The following is a 16,710-nucleotide window of genomic DNA, read 5'->3' on the forward strand; positions in this document are numbered from 1 at the left end:
TTGAAATTAATTTATTTCTGGAGTAATTCCAGAATTTTATTTTCTACTTCAGGACTGCTCCAGATGTTTTCAATATTTTCTATTCGTAAAATCTCCTCCATAATGATGTTTTGAAAATCTCCGATCGCCAAAGCTTCAGTATACGGACGATCGCTAAAGGTTACCCGACTGTAAAGCGGAATCCATTTATCAGGATGTTTATCTGAGAATGCTTTTTCAATTTTCTTTTGCAATAAGAATTTCTCATCAGCTGTTTTGGTACTCATCTCCATAAAATTTCGATAAGACAATTCGGCAATCGCGTCGGCATTGGGTTTACGTGAGATTTGATACTCGGAAAAAATCTTCTTCCAGTCGTCTCCGTATTTTTCGATCATTTCATTTAAAACGGTGATATCTTCAAAACCCGCATTCATACCTTGTCCGTAAAAAGGAACAATTGCATGACAGGCATCTCCGATCAAAGCAATTTTATTTTCGTATGTCCATGGAAAACATTTCATGGTGACCAAAGTACTGGTCGGATTTTTAAAGAAATCTTCAGCCAGCTTCGGAATGACTTCGATCGAGTCCGGGAAATTCTTCAAAAAGAAGTCTTCGACCATTTTACGATCTGTAAGCGATGCAAATGAATTTTCTCCTTCAAAAGGCATAAACAAAGTACAGGTAAAACTTCCATCGAGATTAGGAAGTGCAATTAACATGTACTCGCCACGCGGCCATATATGAAAAGAGTTTTTATCTAATTTATGCGAAGCATCTGTATTTGCAGGGATGTTTAGCTCTTTGTACCCCATATTCAAAAATTCCTGTGAATAATTGAACATGCTTTGACGCTGCATTCTGTGTCGTATTCTCGAGAAAGCACCATCGGCACCAAAAACCATATCGTATTTTTTCTCTTCCCACTCTCCTCTTTCGGTTTCACCTATGTGTAACGTAGCATCGTTTAACGTTACGTCCCAAATTTTTTGTTCGAAAAGAAATTCTGCGCCGGCTTCTTCCGCAAGATCAATCATTTTCCGGTTTAAAGTTCCTCTGGAAATGGAATAAATGGACTCGCCTTCCTGACCATAGTTCTGGAAATTGAGTTTATCGACCAAATGAATGGCACGTTTGTCCATTGGAATAGCGATTTCCCGCACGGCATCTCCAACGCCAACACCATCAAGAGCCTTCCAACCCCGGTTTGACATTGCCAAATTTATTGAACGACCTGAGAAATTAATTTTACGAATATCGGGGCTACGATCATAAACATGAACGGTATGGCCTGCTTTTTTAAGATAAATCGCCAAAAGTGATCCTACTAATCCGGAACCAACAACAGCAATTTTTAATGGAGTTTGCATCAAGAAAAATCTAAATATAAGATCGTAAAAATAAGTAATAAATATACATAAGCTTTAAAATAAAGGAAATATTTAGCATTTAAGCTTTCTAATCCGCAAGATATCAGTCGAACAAAATACAAGACGAAACTTTTTTACTATCTTTCGTATCCATTCAATCAAAAATCAAATCATGAAAAAATCAATCTTACTGCTTTTTATTGTCCTTACAGCTGGTACAATACAGGCTCAAACGAACGAAGAGGTTCTTAAAATGGCTCAGTTGAAAACTGAAATCATCAAAATGGACAGTTTACTCTTTACTGTGGCTTTCAACGAATGCAAAACAGACCTTTTCAAGAAAATTATGGCCAACGATCTGGAGTTTTATGACGATCGTTCGGGATTAAACGCTTCTAAAGAAAATGAAATCAAAGCTTTTCTGGAAAGATGCGAGAGACCTGAAAAACTGACCCGAAAACTAAACTCAACAACCGTGGATAAACTGGGTGATTATGGTGCGGTTCAATTGGGCGAACACACATTCCTTGTCAATGGTGTCCCTGTTGGAACTGCAAAATTTATTCACATCTGGGAAAGAAAAAACAACAGCTGGGTTGTAAAACGCATTGTAAGTTATGAGCATCGGGCTATTTAAAAAATAGTCCTTCGTCCCAACAATATTTATTATAGTAATATTACTTAGGAATGGAAGACTGTCAAAAGCCAATATTCCCCTTATTTTATATAGGAAAACAACCTCAACTATTGTGATATAAAAATGGTATTTTAGCTTAGAAATTTTGTTTCAAAAAACGAGAAACATACTCTAACTGATTACCTCTATAATGAATCTCTATTCGGAATATTACGTAAGCGAGAAAAGCGAGCGGTTTGTTACCAAAATCTGGTGTCTGGATAATGGCAATGGAAAAACGACTGTTGAAAACAAACTCGTTTTGCCTAATGGCTGTTTTAATCTGGCAATTATTTCGGGAGCATCCATAGAAGTACATACCAGTAAGCGAAAATATGAAATGAACGAAGGATTTTACTTTTGTTCGCAAATGACGAACAAAGTTTTGGTCAACATAAGACCTAAGACCAAAGTAACTATCATTCAATTGCAAACCTGGACACTTTCGATGTTTCCTCAGTACGATCTAAGTACTTTTATTGATTCTATTATTGAAATCGATCCTGCCGAATTGCCTTTTACCTCTAAAATAAAAAACAACTTAAATCTTGACATTCCCTCATTATTGATGATGCTGAATGTCTATTTTGAAGAATTAAACTTCACCAATCCGAATAAAAATACCATCGAAAGCATCTGCGAAATCATCAGACGTCACAACGAAGAAATTTCGGTTTCGGAAATTGGGGAGATTTTAAAGGTCTCTCAGCGGTTGTTGCAGATGAAGTTTAAAACAGCGACAGGACTTACGATTAAAAAATACATTCAGATTTTAAAATTCAGAAAATCAGTGGATCAAATGGTGCATTCGAATCCTGAAAAACTCAGTCTGACAGAGGTTGCGCTTTACAATAAGTATTTTGACCAGTCTCATTTTATAAAACAATTTAAAGGAGTTATGAAAACAACTCCAAAAACATTCAACTCCAGTTTGTACTTTCTTTCTAAAAAAAGATAAGATTTTCGCATTTGTACAATTTTCAGGTTTTAGATTGCAGTACTATTGCAAAATCATCAATCAATCAAAATTAATACAAAATGAAAATCAACAAATCCGTTTTCCGGTTCAGAGTTCTCTTAATTGGAATATTCCTTTTTCAAATCCAAATTGGATTCTCACAGGAAGAAAAAAACTCTCCATTGTACAAGACCATTATGTCGAAAGACAGCCTACTTTTTAATGTAGGCTTTAATACTTGTGATGTATCACAATTCGAAAATTTGTACAGCGACAGCTTTGAATTTTATCATGACAAAGATGGTCCTTCTGATAAGGCTCTTTTTTTAGTCAATCTCAAAAAAGGTTTGTGCAAATCGGTTGAAACTTACAAAGCCCGAAGATACCTGGTTCCAAACAGCACTGAAATTTATCCGTTGTATCAAAAAGGCGTATTGTATGGCGCTGTTCAAATAGGCATTCATCAGTTTTACGAAAAATCAGCAGGAAAAAATGAATCTCTTGCCGACGTGAAGGAGAAATTTGGCAGTACGGCACGATTTACTCATTTATGGATTTTAGAAAATGGTGATTGGAAACTTAAAAGATCTCTTAGTTACGATCATCAGGAAACCAGTACAGCGGGCACCCAAACGGATATTTTTGACAATGATTCCGAAATTAAAAAATGGCTGGTTCAGAATAATGTTCCGGCACTGGGCATTGGTGTGATCAATGATGGAAAACTACAGGAAGTAAAAGTCTTTGGTGAACTTAAAAAAGGAGTTGCTGCACCTTATAATACGATTTGGAATGTGGCCTCTCTGACTAAACCCATTACTGCCATCGTCGCTTTAAAATTAGTAAGTTCCGGAAAATGGGATCTCGACGAACCTCTTTACAAATACTGGTCGGATCCGGATATCGCAAATGATCCGAATACTAAATTATTAACGACAAGAATTGTCTTAAGCCATCAAACCGGTTTTCCGAATTGGAGACATATGAATGAATCCGGCAAATTGGATTTCAAATTCAAACCCGGAACAAAATATAAATACTCAGGAGAAGGTATGGAATATTTGCGAAAAGCTCTGGAAAAGAAATTCCGTAAATCATTGGATCAATTAGCAAATGAATTGATTTTTACACCGCTTAAAATGAATGACACCAAATTTACCTGGGGTGCCATAACAGATGTTACGAGATATGCCATTGGTTACGACAATAAAGGAAATGCTTATGAACCTGTCAAAAATAAAACGGCAAGTGCAGCCGATGATTTGCTGACAACCCTTGAAGATTACGGGACATTTCTATGCAGTGTGATGAACAGTGATGGTTTGAGCAAAAAAGTTTATGAAGACATGACAGCTCATCAGGTTCAAACCAAGAAGAACAAATACTTTGGTTTAGGTTTTGAGATTTATGATTTAGGAAATGATGATTTCGCTTTATCGCATGGCGGGGCTGACAATGGGGTTCAGACGATTTTCATGTTACTCCCAAAAACCAAACAAGGGCTAATTATTTTTACCAATGTTGATGATGGATATAAGGTTTACGAAAAAATCCTTACACATTACATGGGTGAAAAAGGGAAGAAAATAATTGAGATTGAAACCAAGTAAATCTAAATTCAAAAAAGTGATGTATATAAAATCCTTATTCCGAAATCTATGGTAAAACTATGTATTCTTATAGTGTTATATTTAAGTGAAGTTCTATTTGCATAAACCTATTATTGATTTGAAAGAAATTTGTTAGTTATGAGCATAGGTCTATATAGAGAAGTTCCTGGCGGTTCTGGCCTATGCTCTCCCGCAAGAGTGTTAAGAAAAAGATAAAAAAAGGATCGATCCTGAAACATAATTGAAAATCTGTCGTCTAACAAAAGACAACGACATAATCCTGAACAGATTAAAGAGTTTCAATCATCAAATCAAAAATCAATCACGGAGTCACTAACCTTAACCATCAATCAATATGCAAAAACCAATCAAACTAGTTGTTCTTAGCGTTCTTTTTCTATTTTTCGCTCTGAACATTTCTTCCGCACAGGATAAAGCCAAACAAATTGACCAATTGTTAAGTACCTACAATCAATACGGTCAATTTAATGGTTCGGTACTGGTTGCCGAAAATGGAAAGGTAATTTTTAAAAAAGGCTTTGGTTCAGCCAATATGGAATGGGATATTCCGAATCAGGCTGATACCAAATTCAGACTAGGCTCGATCACCAAGCAATTTACCGCTTTTTTGATCTTAAAATTAGTGGATGACGGAAAACTAAAACTGGACGTCCCTATCAGTACTTACTTACCGGATTACCCTAAAGAAACCGGAGATCTAATAACGCTTCATCATTTACTAACCCATACTTCGGGAATTCCAAATTATACGGCCACACCAAATTTTCTTAGAGATAAAAGCCGCAATCCTTATACTCCGGAAGACTTTGTAAAAACATTTAATAAACTTCCTCTGGAATTCAAACCGGGTGAAAAATTCAATTATAGTAATTCAGGATATTTCCTTCTGGGATATATTATCGAAAAAGTTACCGGTAAAACCTACGAGCAATATTTGCAGGAAACTATTCTTACTCCTTTAAAAATGGCAAACAGTGGTTTTGATCATAGTGAAGTTATTCTTAAAAACAGAGCAGCGGGTTATGAAAAACAAGGCAAAAATTTTGTCAATTCTTCTTTCATTGACATGAGTATTCCCTATGCGGCGGGATCTTTATATTCTACTGTCGAAGATTTATATTTATGGGATCAGGCACTTTATACGACTAAATTGCTTTCAGAAAAATCTATGGAGTCATTTTTTAAACCTTACATAAAAGCCTGGGGGGATTTTTACAGTTACGGCTGGTTTATTACGGAAGCTAGTAATGGCAATAAGGACAAACTAAAAGTCACAGAGCACGGTGGAGGAATCAACGGATTTAACACGCTCATTTCACGTGTGCCTGCTGATAAAATTCTAGTGGTGTTACTTAACAATACTGGCAATACTGTTTTGGGCGAAATGAACACTGCTATTCGTGCTATTTTGTACAACCAGCCTTATAAACCTGCCCGAAAATCGTTGGCTGTTGATTTATTGGATGTTTTCTCTACCAAAGGTGTCACAGCCGGAATTGATACTTATAAAAAGTTCAAGAACGATCCAACATTCGTTATTAAAGAAAACGACATGAACGAAGCCGGTTATCAATTACTGCAAAGTGGAAAAAAGAAAGAAGCTATTGAAATTTTTAAAATTAATGCGGAGACTTTTCCGAAATCCGGAAATGTGTACGATAGTTTAGGAGAAGCTTATTTGGCTGATGGAGATAAAAAACTGGCGATTGTCAATTATTCCAAATCAGTTGAACTGGATCCTTCAAATGAAAACGGAAAAAAAGTATTAGAAGAAATTTCTAAAAACAAAACGAAATAACTCTTAACACCCCTCTTTAAAAAACTCCGCTAAAATTGATTTTGAATCAGTTTTAGCGGAGTTTTTTGTTACAATTTCTAACAGTCAGATTCGGTAATTTAGCATTAAAAGAACTATTTTAGCGCTGCCCAAAAAAACAATAATAAACCCTCAAATTAACGTGATTTACAACAAGAACTGTTGTGAACTGTTTTACTTAACCTATGAAAAAATTAAAGAAACAAATTCTTTTAGTATTAGTATTGTGCCTGTTTATTCCTTTTATCGGTCATTCTCAAACCTCAACCAAGACAGTCCCGATGCCGAGCCAGCAAAACAAAATTATCATTGATAAAATTGTTGAGGCTGCCCGATACAAAAACTATGTCACCGATTTTTGTCTGGCCACTATTAGCGAAGCTGCACTTAAAGAAAAATGGAATGATCAGAAAACAGTCGAAATAACGGCGAGTATCAACTACAAAAACTTCCGTGATGCCGTTTATAATATGTTTGCGTTTTATAATGAAATAGAATTGGAAACACTTTTAAAAACTTATCAAAAAGATACAATCTATCAAACAACCAATGTCATGGTTACGAATGATGCACTGGGTTATAATCTGGAAATATTTGCAAATGATATTGTTCGGGGGAAGTATAAATAGGTTCAGAGTTGCAGGGGCTCAAAGCGACAAAGTTTTTTTTAGATTCTGAGGTTCTGAGGTTTTAATCTTTGTCAAAGCGTAAGCTTTGACAAAGATGTAATCATAAAAACGCAAAAGAAACCTTGCGAATCTTTGCGGTAAAACCAACAAACCTGAAACTAAAAAACTATCTCCCGGCAGGCTTAAACACCAACTTGGTGGAGGTTTTAATAATCTCTTCTTTGTTCAGTTTCATCTTTCTGAATTTACCGGCATTGTACATCTCTGCCTGATCCTCATAGTGTTTACTGAACGGATTACCGGATTGTCCTGTTGGCAGAATACTCCAGCTATTTTCGATATCAGAGAAATCTACTACTCTTCTGGTTGACGGTCCGCCTTTTACGTGGTACTTTCCTTCTTTATTAAATCCGAAAAACTGATTGTTTATTACTTCATTCGATCCCGGAGCTGCAAATGGCCCTACGTTAAACAAACTGCGCAAAGCGGCTATTTTTCCCAAAGGATGTTCATGTTCTACAGTGTGTGCTTTCCCCCAGTTCCAATCTGCGATCTGAGTTCCAAATTGTTCCTGAAGTTCCGCTATGGCTTCATGAAAGGCTTTTGAAACAATATCACTTCTGGTTTCTTTTACATTTTTAGTTTTGATATTGTCCCACCAAACGGAATTTTCATTCTGAATTTGTCTTGCAATGATTTGTTTCCCCAATGAAGTATCAAGATATAAGCTAAAATTGTCAGCCCCCATCTCGTCTTCAAACGTATTTTTCAGATACAGATACACCCATTTATTGTAAATCGTTGGTCCAACATCTTCTGTATTATTGGTCCCTTTCCAGGATTGCAAAGCATTTATCGCTTCTTTTTCTTCTGCTGAAAGTTTACTTCCGGCTACGATCGAAATCAAACGCTGCACCACTCCCGGTGACACCAGTGAAGTATTGTCAAAAATCATCTTACTGATGGCTTCTTTATCCCAATCTGATTTTGCATCCATTAACCCTGAAATTCTTTTGGCACGATCCTCCGGCAAATAATATCCCGGATATAAAAAGCCGTCAATCGCCTCAGGCTGGTTGTTAGCGGAATACACATAACCCCATTTTGGATTCTCGGCAGAAGGATTCTTCGAAAAATCTAAGTGTTCTTTAATATCATCTTTACCGCTGGCACCGTCCAAAATAAGAAAGGTGTTCACTCCCTTATCATGTTTGTAAAGTGCTCCGGTTGCCCACCATGCCACATTTCCTTTGGCATCACCATACATCACATTCAAACCCGGTGCCGCTACAAGCGAAACTGCTTTTCTAAAATCGTCTTTATTTTTAGCATGTGAAAGTCCGTAAACTGCATCTAAAATCTGAATGGGCTGTCGTGTATATACCCACGACATTGCAATAGGATTCTTTTTTCCTAAACGATCCAGCACATCGTTCATAATTGGCCCGTGTCGGCTTGATTTAACTGTCAAAACTACATCTGACGTATCTTTTACTTTTATCGTTTTTTTAATCGATGTATAAGCCGCAAAACCAGTTGGCGTCTGATATTGATTAGAATCACCATCTTTATTTTTTTCCTGATAAAAATCGATATCATCATTCTCGAACATCGTCAGCCCATAGGCATAATTGCGATTGTGTGCCAATAACGGATAAGGAGTTCCGGCCAGATAACAGCCGTACAATTCGAAATCTGGTGTTACCAAATGTGCTTCATACCAGGTGGCAGGCTGTGAAAAGCTAATATGCGGATCATTCGCAAAAATCACTTTTCCGCTTTTCGTTTTAGTGGGACCCGCAACCCAGCTGTTACTTCCCACAAAAGGAGGAATAAGTGAATTCTCCAGCAATGCCGCTACCGATTTTGAAATGGTAGTATATTCTTCGATATTCTCTTTTGAGTTTCTAATTTTGGTGGTATTAAACTCCCCCTCAATCCCCAAATCTTTTAAATATTCAACACCGTATTTATCGCGAATAAACGTTAACAAAGGATCTGTTTTTTGCGCCATTGCAAAACTAAAAGACATATAACCAAAAATATTATACACGTCTTTTATGGTAAATTTTTCTTTTTTCACTCCTACCAGGGTAAACTCAATTGGTGTCACTCCCTCTTCCATGTACTGATTTATCCCGTCCAGATAAGCCATTGTCATTTTATAACTCTGACTGTTCGGATCTAATTTTGCTATGGCTTTTGCCGAAGCTTCTTCTATACCGATTCCGGAGAAAAATTTATCATTTTTTAGTGCAACCGATCCAAAGATTTCTGACAATCTACCGGGTGCAATTCTTCGAAGTAATTCCATTTGCCACAATCGTTCCTGCGCATGAACGTAGCCAAGTGCCGTCATCGCGTCTTTTTCAGAATCGGCGTAAATATGGGGCACTCCAAAATCATCAAAATATACCGTGGTTTCTTTCTGAAGGTTCTTCAATTCTACTTCGCCTTCGTATTTAGGCTTCAGATGGAAGATATAGGCACACAAACCAATTCCAAGAATAACAATCAATACCAATAAAACCAGCAGAATTTTTTTAATTTTTTTCATATTTATGAAACGTATAATGATAAATGATTTTGCAATGATGTAACTTAAATTTAAAATCCTGTAAGAAACATCTCTTTTAAAAGTCTAAATTTATGTATTTAAAATCAATACTATAAATGTCAATCTATAAAAAAATAGCGATGGGTATCATTTCAGTCCTTTTTTTTGTGATTTTATTCAATATTGGCCTCAACTATTGGATAAAAAAACAGTTGCCTTTTATTGTACACGAAAAAAACAAAACTGCTTATTCGATTCATTACGAAAAAATCGAAGTCTCTTTATGGAGCCGAAGCATCAATGCACAAACTTTACTGATTCATCCCAAAAGTCAGCTTCAGAACAGCAAAACAAAAAACGGAATCTACTCCAAAATTGAATCCATTACGATTCGGCATTTTAACATTTGGGATCTGGCCTTTCGTGATATTATTCAAGCTGAAAGTATCATCATTAACAAACCCCGCATTATTTTATACAAAAAAGGTGAAAAGCTTTTAAACAATAGCAAAAGCATTCAGACGGAAATTATAGCCCCTTTTCAAAAAATAATTGCAGTTTCCAATATCTATTTAAATGAAGGAAGTGTCGATGTGGTTTCTCTGAATAATAACCAACCTATTTTTAGCATCAAAAAAATGATTCTAAAACTCGAAGGAATTCTGGTCACTGCTGCTACCTTAAAAGAAAAAATCCCGATGCATTTTAAAAAATATGTTTTGGTCTGTGATAGTTTGTATTTTAAACCCAATGCTTTTTATCGTCTGAATATTGGCAAAATCAGTAGTGAAAATCAATTTCTAAGGGTTAAGAATTTTTCTTATTTACCTGAATTGAATCGAAAAGAATTTATCCAAAAACTCGACAAGGAGAAAGATATTTATACGCTAAAACTGGATTCGGCCGACATTGAAAAAATGGATTGGGGTTTTAAAAAAGGGCAATTTTTCTTCAAAGCCAATTCGTTGGTTGCTCATCATCTGGATGCCAATATCTATCGCAATAAAATTCCGAAAGATGATTTGAGCAAAAAGTATCTTTACAATGCTTTATTGCGAAAAATTAAGTTCCCTCTACAGATTGATACCGTACAGGTTTTAAAATCAAAGCTGGTTTATGAGGAAGAAATTGATTTTTCAAAGGGTCCCGGGATCCTAAATTTTGATCATTTCAATTTGCAGGCTATCCATCTGAAAAGTGGTTTTGCTTTAAAGAAAACCGCTGATGTGAAGATTAAGATCAATTGCCTGTTCATGAAAACGTCTCCTTTACATGTGGATTGGAGTTTTAATGTTCTGGATCCTAAAGACAGTTTTCATATCGAGGGAACAATTTCTCGTTTCAATGTTGCCGCAATGGAGCGTTTTACCAAACCTTACATCAACACTACTTTTACCGGTAAATTTCATAAATACCATTTTAATTTTTACGGAAATGATGACAACGTCAAAGGAAATGCATTACTGGAGTATGAAAATTTAAAAGTAAAACTCTTTAAAAAGAAACATCCTGAAAAGGAAGCGAAATTAAAAACTGCAGTTGCCAATTTAGTACTCAAAGATGACTCGGGAGAAACATCCAAAACTGCTGATGTTCAATTGGACCGAATTCCCGAAAAATCTTTTTACAATTTTCTATGGAGAAGTATTGCGGCGTCTTTTACCCAAATTCTGATTTAATTTATCTATTCTTCAGAAGAGTTTCATTCCCTACAAGATCAAAGGAATAATAAACTGCAAACCTGACATTTATCAGGTTTTTTGAATTTTATTTTCCCAACATTTGCTTTTATTTTAATTTTAAAACAAATGTCAAAACCATCGTTACACACTTTTCATATCCCTGTAATGGGTCTCGCATATACAATTGACAGTCCGATTCGAGTGGCACAATTTGGTATTTCGTCTGTAGTTTCTATCGCCGATGACGACCTAATTGAAAAGATGCGTAATTTTTACAGTACTAAATTTAATTTTCCGTACGAGGAGATCAGTCAAAAATTTCAGGACTACAGGGCAGAGCGCATTACTTCGTATCTCAATCTGGTGGATAAAATTGTGAAAGAGAAATTCGAAAATTTTAAAACGGAATTAATCGAAAGCAAAACTGCGTTAGAAAACTATATTGCGATGTTGCCCAATACTTCCGACATCAAAAAAGGGTTTCAGAATTTACTGGAGGACGGAATTTCTTTTAAAGAAAATATCCAAAACTATATTGAGTCACATCTTTCACCCGGTGACATTGATGTGAATATCATGACCAAAATCGACAAAGATAATTTCGAAAAAAACGAACAGCTTCCGATTGAATTTAATGATGCTCATGCTGCTTTGCGAGGTTTCGCCAATAGTAATCTTGAATCATCAGTGGTACTTTCTGCCGGAATGAATCCGAGATTGTACAGTTACTTTGAAAATTTTACGGATTTCTTTCCCAATAGTAAAAACGAACTTAAAAAGAGAATTATTTTAAAAGTCAGCGATTTCAGATCGGCTATGATTCAGGGAAATTTCCTGGCCAAAAAAGGCCTGTGGGTTTCTGAATACCGAATTGAATCAGGACTAAATTGTGGCGGACATGCTTTTGCCACTGACGGTCTTTTACTAGGTCCGATTTTAGAAGAATTCAGGCAGAAAAAGAATCAGCTCATTCAGTCGGCACACGAATTGATGACAAAGGTATTACAGCAAAAACAAGTTCATGTACCAAAAGAACCATTACCATTGAAAATTACGGTTCAGGGAGGCGTAGGTACTGCCGAAGAACACGATTTTTTATTACAAAATTACGAAGTGGACTCTGTAGGATGGGGATCTCCTTTTTTACTAGTGCCCGAAGCGACTTCTGTAGATCAGGCCACTCGCAACTTATTAATGAATGCTAAAGAAAAAGACTTGTATCTGAGCCACATTTCTCCGCTAGGAGTTCCGTTTAACACTTTAAAAGGCACTACTAATGAGGCTTTAAAGCAAAAAAGGATTGAGCAAAATAAAGCGGGAAGTTCCTGTCCGAAAAAATTTCTCGCCTTGAGTAAGGAATATGATCCGCATGGAATTTGTACCGCGTCAAAGAAATTTCAGGACATTAAACTGGAAGAATTGGATGCTAAGAGAAATACTCTTTCTGTAGAGGCATATGAGAAAGAAAAATTTGCTATCACCGAAAAAGCCTGTTTATGCGTTGGATTGGCCAATGCGTCTTATTTAGAAAATAATATTCAGATAAAAGGTCAGGCGCAGGGAGTTGTTATCTGTCCAGGACCTAATATGGCCTATTTTGACCAGGAAGTTTCATTGTCTGATATGCTGGCACATATTTATGGAAATAAATCAATTCTGAGGGCTAATAACAGGCCAAATCTGTTTGTGAAGGAATTAAAGATGTATATCGACTATTTCAGGAATGAAATCAATAACATTTCGGGAGAAATTACCAATGCCCAATTAAAGAAATGGACTGTTTTCAAGACTAATCTCTTAGAAGGAATTGCTTATTATGAGAATTTGTTCGCGTCTTCTTTCTATTTTCAGGAGGATAGCGAAAAAATCAAATACCAATTCGATTTTTACAAACTGGAACTGGCTACAATTAAAGTTCCAGCTTGTGAATTGGTATAAAAGAAACCGCCGATTTAAAATTTAAATCGGCGGTTTTATTTTAAAAATGTATTCTAGTTTACTCTTTTTTCTTCTTGCTGCCATCAATAATAGCTCCGGTTCCGGCTCCAACACCTGCTCCGGCTAAACCGCCTATTATTGCTCCTTCGCCTTTTCTTTTACTAACAATGGCTCCTGTCACTGCTCCTACTCCGGCACCTATTACGGCTCCTTTGGCAGCTGAGCTCCAGCCTTTCTTTTTGGGAGTGGCTTGTGCTGCAGTCGAGGTTCCGTCAGCTTTTTGATTGACCACGACTACTTTTTGTGTTTCTAACTTTTGTTGTGCCTCTACTTTCTGCTCTTCTCTGATTTTTGCCATTTCCGTTCTCATTGAATCAATAACTCTTTGTTTACTGATTTCAACTTTCATCGAATCAATACTAGCTTGTTTTGCTTTATTGATATCCTCTTTTCCCTGATTCTGGCAAGAAACAAGAAATACTGCAGCTATAAAAATATACAAAGCTTTCATGAGATTGTAGTTTAAAAAATTATTACACTACAAAGTAAAGAAGAACTTTTTTCTGAAAAATTACAGGATTTCACCCAAAACTTATAGAATTCGAAGGTTCTGTTTCGCCACAGATTAAGATGATTAAAAAGATTTAAAAAAAACTGCTTCGATCTATTTGAATCTGTAGGGGTTCATACTTTGGCTTATTCTCCTAAAATTCCTTTTTTAAGAATCTGTCCGAAATCATACATGTCTTCATACGAGCAATACAACGGAACAGGTGCAAGACGAATTACATTGGGTTCACGCCAATCTGTTATCACTCCATTTTTCATCAGGTAATCAAATAAGCTTCTTCCTTCTCCATGTAAAAAAACAGAAAGCTGAGAAGCTCTTTCGCTAAGATTTGACGGTGTTATAATTTCAAAACTGCCTTTTACCTCTTTATCAATTTCATGTAGAATAAACTCTAAATAAGCGGTGATTTTATCTCTTTTGGTGATCAGAGTATCCATTCCAACCTCAGCAAACATTTCAACGGAAGCCAAATAAGGCGCTAAAGAAAGTATTGGTAAATTACTTACTTGCCAACCGTCTGCTCCATGAACCGGATCAAAATTCGGTTCCATTTTAAAACGACGCTCCTTGTTATGTCCCCACCATCCGGCAAATCTTGGCAAGTCCGGATTGTTGTGATGTTTTTCATGTACAAAACAACCTGAAGCATTCCCCGGTCCTGAATTCATATATTTATAACTGCACCAGGCCGCAAAATCTACATTCCAGTCGTGAAGCTGTAGTTTAATATTTCCTGCGGCATGTGCCAGATCCCAGCCCACTTTTGCTCCTGCTTTTTGACCTGCAGCAGTAATTGTTTTCATATCGAAAACCTGCCCGGTATAATAATTTACTCCTCCTATTAACACTAATGCCAATTCATCTCCGACTTCTTCAATTTTAGCCAGAATATCTTCAAGACGAATATTATGCTCTCCTTCACGGCGTTTAATTTCTACAATCGCATCTTCTGTTTTATAGCCATGAAAATGTACCTGACTTTGAAACATATATTGATCTGAAGGAAATGCTTTTTCCTCGCAGATGATTTTGTAACGGGTTGCTGTTGGCTGATAAAAGGAAACCATTAATAAATGAAGATTTACAGTCAACGTATTCATTACTGTCACTTCAGAAGGTAAAGCTCCCACTATTTTGCTCAGGGGTTCGGCGAATCTTTCCTGATAATCCCACCAGGGTTTCTCGGCATAAAAGTGACCTTCTACAGCAAGATTTGCCCAGTCATTCATTACTTCATCAATGTAAGCTTTGGTACGTTTTGGTTGTAATCCCAGAGAATTCCCCGTGAAATAAATCACTCTTTTGTCATTCACTTTTGGGAATATAAATTGGTCCTGATAATGGTTTAAAATATCCTCTGAATCGAGTTGTTTCGCAAATTCGCGTGTATTTTGAAAAGTCATTGTGTTTTTGTTTTGAATGCTAAAATAACAAAATTTGTTTATTTTGTTTGAAGTTTCAGGTTTCAAGTTACCAACAGAACCTGAAACCATTATAAAACAAAAACCCGACAAGTTTTAAAAACCTGTCGGGTTGGATATAACTATAAAATTTAATTATAGGATTAACATCGCATCTCCGTAAGAATAGAATTTGTATTCTTCTTTGATGGCTTCTTCGTAAGCTCTTTTCATTAAATCATGACCACAGAAAGCAGAAATCATCATTAATAATGTTGATTTTGGTGTGTGGAAGTTTGTAATCATACAGTTTGCAATACTAAAATCATGAGGAGGGAAAATAAATTTATTGGTCCAGCCTTCATAAGGATTTAAAGTATTTTGAGAGGAAACTGAACTTTCGATGGCACGCATCGAAGTTGTTCCAACTGCACAGATACGTTTTCTGCCCGCTTTTGCAGCATTTACGATATCACAAGCTTCTTGTCTGATGATCAATTCTTCAGAATCCATTTTGTGTTTAGACAAATCTTCAACCTCAACCGGGTTGAAAGTTCCTAAACCTACGTGAAGTGTTACTTCAGCAAAATTTACTCCTTTGATTTCTAATTTTTTCAAAAGGTGTTTTGAGAAGTGTAAACCTGCAGTTGGTGCCGCTACAGCTCCTTCTTCTTTTGCATAAATGGTTTGGTATCTTTCAGCATCTTCAGCCGTTACTTCTCTGTTGATGTATTTAGGAATTGGAGTTTCTCCAAGTTCTGTCAATTTATTTCTGAATTCTTCGTAAGAACCATCGTATAAGAAACGTAAAGTTCTACCACGCGAAGTGGTGTTGTCAATTACCTCAGCCACTAACGAATCGTCGTCGCCAAAATAAAGTTTGTTACCAATTCTGATTTTACGGGCCGGATCAACCAAAACGTCCCATAGACGCTGCTCTGAGTTTAATTCTCTTAATAAGAAAACTTCAATTCTTGCTCCTGTCTTTTCTTTGTTTCCGTACAAACGTGCCGGGAAAACTTTAGTATTGTTAAGGATCAAAACGTCTCCATCATCAAAATAATTGATAACATCTTTGAACATTTTGTGCTCTATAGTTTGTTTTTGACGATCGATTACCATTAAACGAGACTCATCTCTGTTTTCTGCTGGAAATTCCGCTAAAAGTTCTTTTGGTAAATTGAATTGAAAATGTGATAATTTCATATTGACATTGCTGATTTTAGAGTGTAAATTTTAGATGTTTTTATCTAAAATTGTAAATCGAGTGCAAATATACGATTGTGAGATAGGCGTTGTCAAGTGTTTTGCCGTTTATTTTCAAAAGTCTTTGGTTTACTGATCCTTTGAGTTCCTTCAAAATGAAAGTTTTAGCTTTTCTTTAACTATAATTAAGTTCTGTCTACTTACCTGGTGTATGATAAATGTGTTTTCCTGAACATTCTTTTCTGAGTATAAAAAGCTATGTTGCTCGTGTTAAATATTTTTCACGCAGATCTC

12 protein-coding genes are annotated in these 16,710 nt (G+C 36.1%); 7 read left to right on the top strand and 5 right to left on the bottom strand.

Annotation, left to right across the window (positions count from 1 at the left end; genetic code table 11):
* Positions 1 to 11: 11 nt before the first annotated feature.
* Positions 12 to 1,352 carry an FAD-dependent oxidoreductase gene (locus ACAM30_RS05750; RefSeq protein WP_369617612.1) on the bottom strand — a complete coding sequence of 447 codons (1,341 nt, stop codon included), beginning with the start codon at positions 1,350 to 1,352 and terminating at the stop codon, positions 12 to 14.
* 172 nt (positions 1,353 to 1,524) lie between these two features.
* Here ACAM30_RS05750 and ACAM30_RS05755 point away from each other — a divergent pair, with 172 nt between their 5' ends.
* The 5 genes from ACAM30_RS05755 (at position 1,525) to ACAM30_RS05775 (ending at position 7,062) form a co-directional block, all read left to right on the top strand.
* The gene (locus tag ACAM30_RS05755) at positions 1,525 to 1,989 is read left to right on the top strand and encodes a DUF4440 domain-containing protein (RefSeq protein ID WP_369617613.1); all 465 of its coding nucleotides are present in this window, start codon (positions 1,525 to 1,527) and stop codon (positions 1,987 to 1,989) included.
* Positions 1,990 to 2,179: 190 nt separating this feature from the next.
* Positions 2,180 to 2,986 (top strand): helix-turn-helix domain-containing protein, encoded by an 807-nt coding sequence (locus tag ACAM30_RS05760; RefSeq protein ID WP_369617614.1) that lies wholly within the window; start codon positions 2,180 to 2,182, stop codon positions 2,984 to 2,986.
* Between the two features lie 80 nt (positions 2,987 to 3,066).
* Positions 3,067 to 4,596, top strand: coding sequence for a serine hydrolase (locus ACAM30_RS05765; RefSeq protein ID WP_369617615.1), 1,530 nt, complete (start codon positions 3,067 to 3,069; stop codon positions 4,594 to 4,596).
* 355 nt (positions 4,597 to 4,951) lie between these two features.
* Positions 4,952 to 6,415, top strand: a complete 1,464-nt coding sequence (locus tag ACAM30_RS05770; protein WP_369617616.1) for a serine hydrolase — start codon at positions 4,952 to 4,954, stop codon at positions 6,413 to 6,415.
* Between the two features lie 203 nt (positions 6,416 to 6,618).
* Positions 6,619 to 7,062: a hypothetical protein gene (locus tag ACAM30_RS05775; RefSeq protein ID WP_369617617.1), complete on the top strand. Its 444-nt coding sequence runs from the start codon at positions 6,619 to 6,621 to the stop codon at positions 7,060 to 7,062.
* A gap of 166 nt (positions 7,063 to 7,228) precedes the next feature.
* Here ACAM30_RS05775 and ACAM30_RS05780 read toward each other — a convergent pair whose 3' ends face one another.
* Positions 7,229 to 9,619, bottom strand: coding sequence for a penicillin acylase family protein (locus tag ACAM30_RS05780; RefSeq protein ID WP_369617618.1), 2,391 nt, complete (start codon positions 9,617 to 9,619; stop codon positions 7,229 to 7,231).
* A 116-nt stretch (positions 9,620 to 9,735) separates the two neighbouring features.
* Between ACAM30_RS05780 and ACAM30_RS05785 the strand changes: the two genes are divergently transcribed.
* Positions 9,736 to 11,298, top strand: coding sequence for a hypothetical protein (locus ACAM30_RS05785; RefSeq protein WP_369617619.1), 1,563 nt, complete (start codon positions 9,736 to 9,738; stop codon positions 11,296 to 11,298).
* Positions 11,299 to 11,427: 129 nt separating this feature from the next.
* Positions 11,428 to 13,239 carry a hypothetical protein gene (locus tag ACAM30_RS05790; protein ID WP_369617620.1) on the top strand — a complete coding sequence of 604 codons (1,812 nt, stop codon included), beginning with the start codon at positions 11,428 to 11,430 and terminating at the stop codon, positions 13,237 to 13,239.
* Between the two features lie 58 nt (positions 13,240 to 13,297).
* Here ACAM30_RS05790 and ACAM30_RS05795 read toward each other — a convergent pair whose 3' ends face one another.
* The 3 genes from ACAM30_RS05795 to queA all read right to left on the bottom strand — a co-directional run bounded on the left by ACAM30_RS05795 (position 13,298) and on the right by queA (position 16,416).
* Positions 13,298 to 13,750, bottom strand: a complete 453-nt coding sequence (locus ACAM30_RS05795) for a glycine zipper family protein (RefSeq protein WP_369617621.1) — start codon at positions 13,748 to 13,750, stop codon at positions 13,298 to 13,300.
* Positions 13,751 to 13,935: 185 nt separating this feature from the next.
* On the bottom strand, positions 13,936 to 15,213 hold the full coding sequence (gene kynU / locus ACAM30_RS05800; protein WP_369617622.1) for a kynureninase: 1,278 nt from the start codon (positions 15,211 to 15,213) through the stop codon (positions 13,936 to 13,938).
* 153 nt (positions 15,214 to 15,366) lie between these two features.
* Positions 15,367 to 16,416 (bottom strand): tRNA preQ1(34) S-adenosylmethionine ribosyltransferase-isomerase QueA, encoded by a 1,050-nt coding sequence (gene queA / locus ACAM30_RS05805; protein WP_173965934.1) that lies wholly within the window; start codon positions 16,414 to 16,416, stop codon positions 15,367 to 15,369.
* Positions 16,417 to 16,710 lie beyond the last annotated feature (294 nt).

Origin of the sequence: Flavobacterium sp. CFS9, from assembly GCF_041154745.1 — a bacterium.
In the GTDB taxonomy this organism is placed as follows: Bacteria; Bacteroidota; Bacteroidia; order Flavobacteriales; family Flavobacteriaceae; genus Flavobacterium.

Bases quoted from the DNA above. Each gene is read 5' to 3' on its own strand.
- ACAM30_RS05750 (WP_369617612.1), bottom strand. From the start codon at position 1,352: ATGCAAACTCCATTAAAAATTGCTGTTGTTGGTTCCGGATTAGTAGGA.
- ACAM30_RS05755 (WP_369617613.1), top strand. From the start codon at position 1,525: ATGAAAAAATCAATCTTACTGCTTTTTATTGTCCTTACAGCTGGTACA.
- ACAM30_RS05760 (WP_369617614.1), top strand. From the start codon at position 2,180: ATGAATCTCTATTCGGAATATTACGTAAGCGAGAAAAGCGAGCGGTTT.
- ACAM30_RS05765 (WP_369617615.1), top strand. From the start codon at position 3,067: ATGAAAATCAACAAATCCGTTTTCCGGTTCAGAGTTCTCTTAATTGGA.
- ACAM30_RS05770 (WP_369617616.1), top strand. From the start codon at position 4,952: ATGCAAAAACCAATCAAACTAGTTGTTCTTAGCGTTCTTTTTCTATTT.
- ACAM30_RS05775 (WP_369617617.1), top strand. From the start codon at position 6,619: ATGAAAAAATTAAAGAAACAAATTCTTTTAGTATTAGTATTGTGCCTG.
- ACAM30_RS05780 (WP_369617618.1), bottom strand. From the start codon at position 9,619: ATGAAAAAAATTAAAAAAATTCTGCTGGTTTTATTGGTATTGATTGTT.
- ACAM30_RS05785 (WP_369617619.1), top strand. From the start codon at position 9,736: ATGTCAATCTATAAAAAAATAGCGATGGGTATCATTTCAGTCCTTTTT.
- ACAM30_RS05790 (WP_369617620.1), top strand. From the start codon at position 11,428: ATGTCAAAACCATCGTTACACACTTTTCATATCCCTGTAATGGGTCTC.
- ACAM30_RS05795 (WP_369617621.1), bottom strand. From the start codon at position 13,750: ATGAAAGCTTTGTATATTTTTATAGCTGCAGTATTTCTTGTTTCTTGC.
- kynU (WP_369617622.1), bottom strand. From the start codon at position 15,213: ATGACTTTTCAAAATACACGCGAATTTGCGAAACAACTCGATTCAGAG.
- queA (WP_173965934.1), bottom strand. From the start codon at position 16,416: ATGAAATTATCACATTTTCAATTCAATTTACCAAAAGAACTTTTAGCG.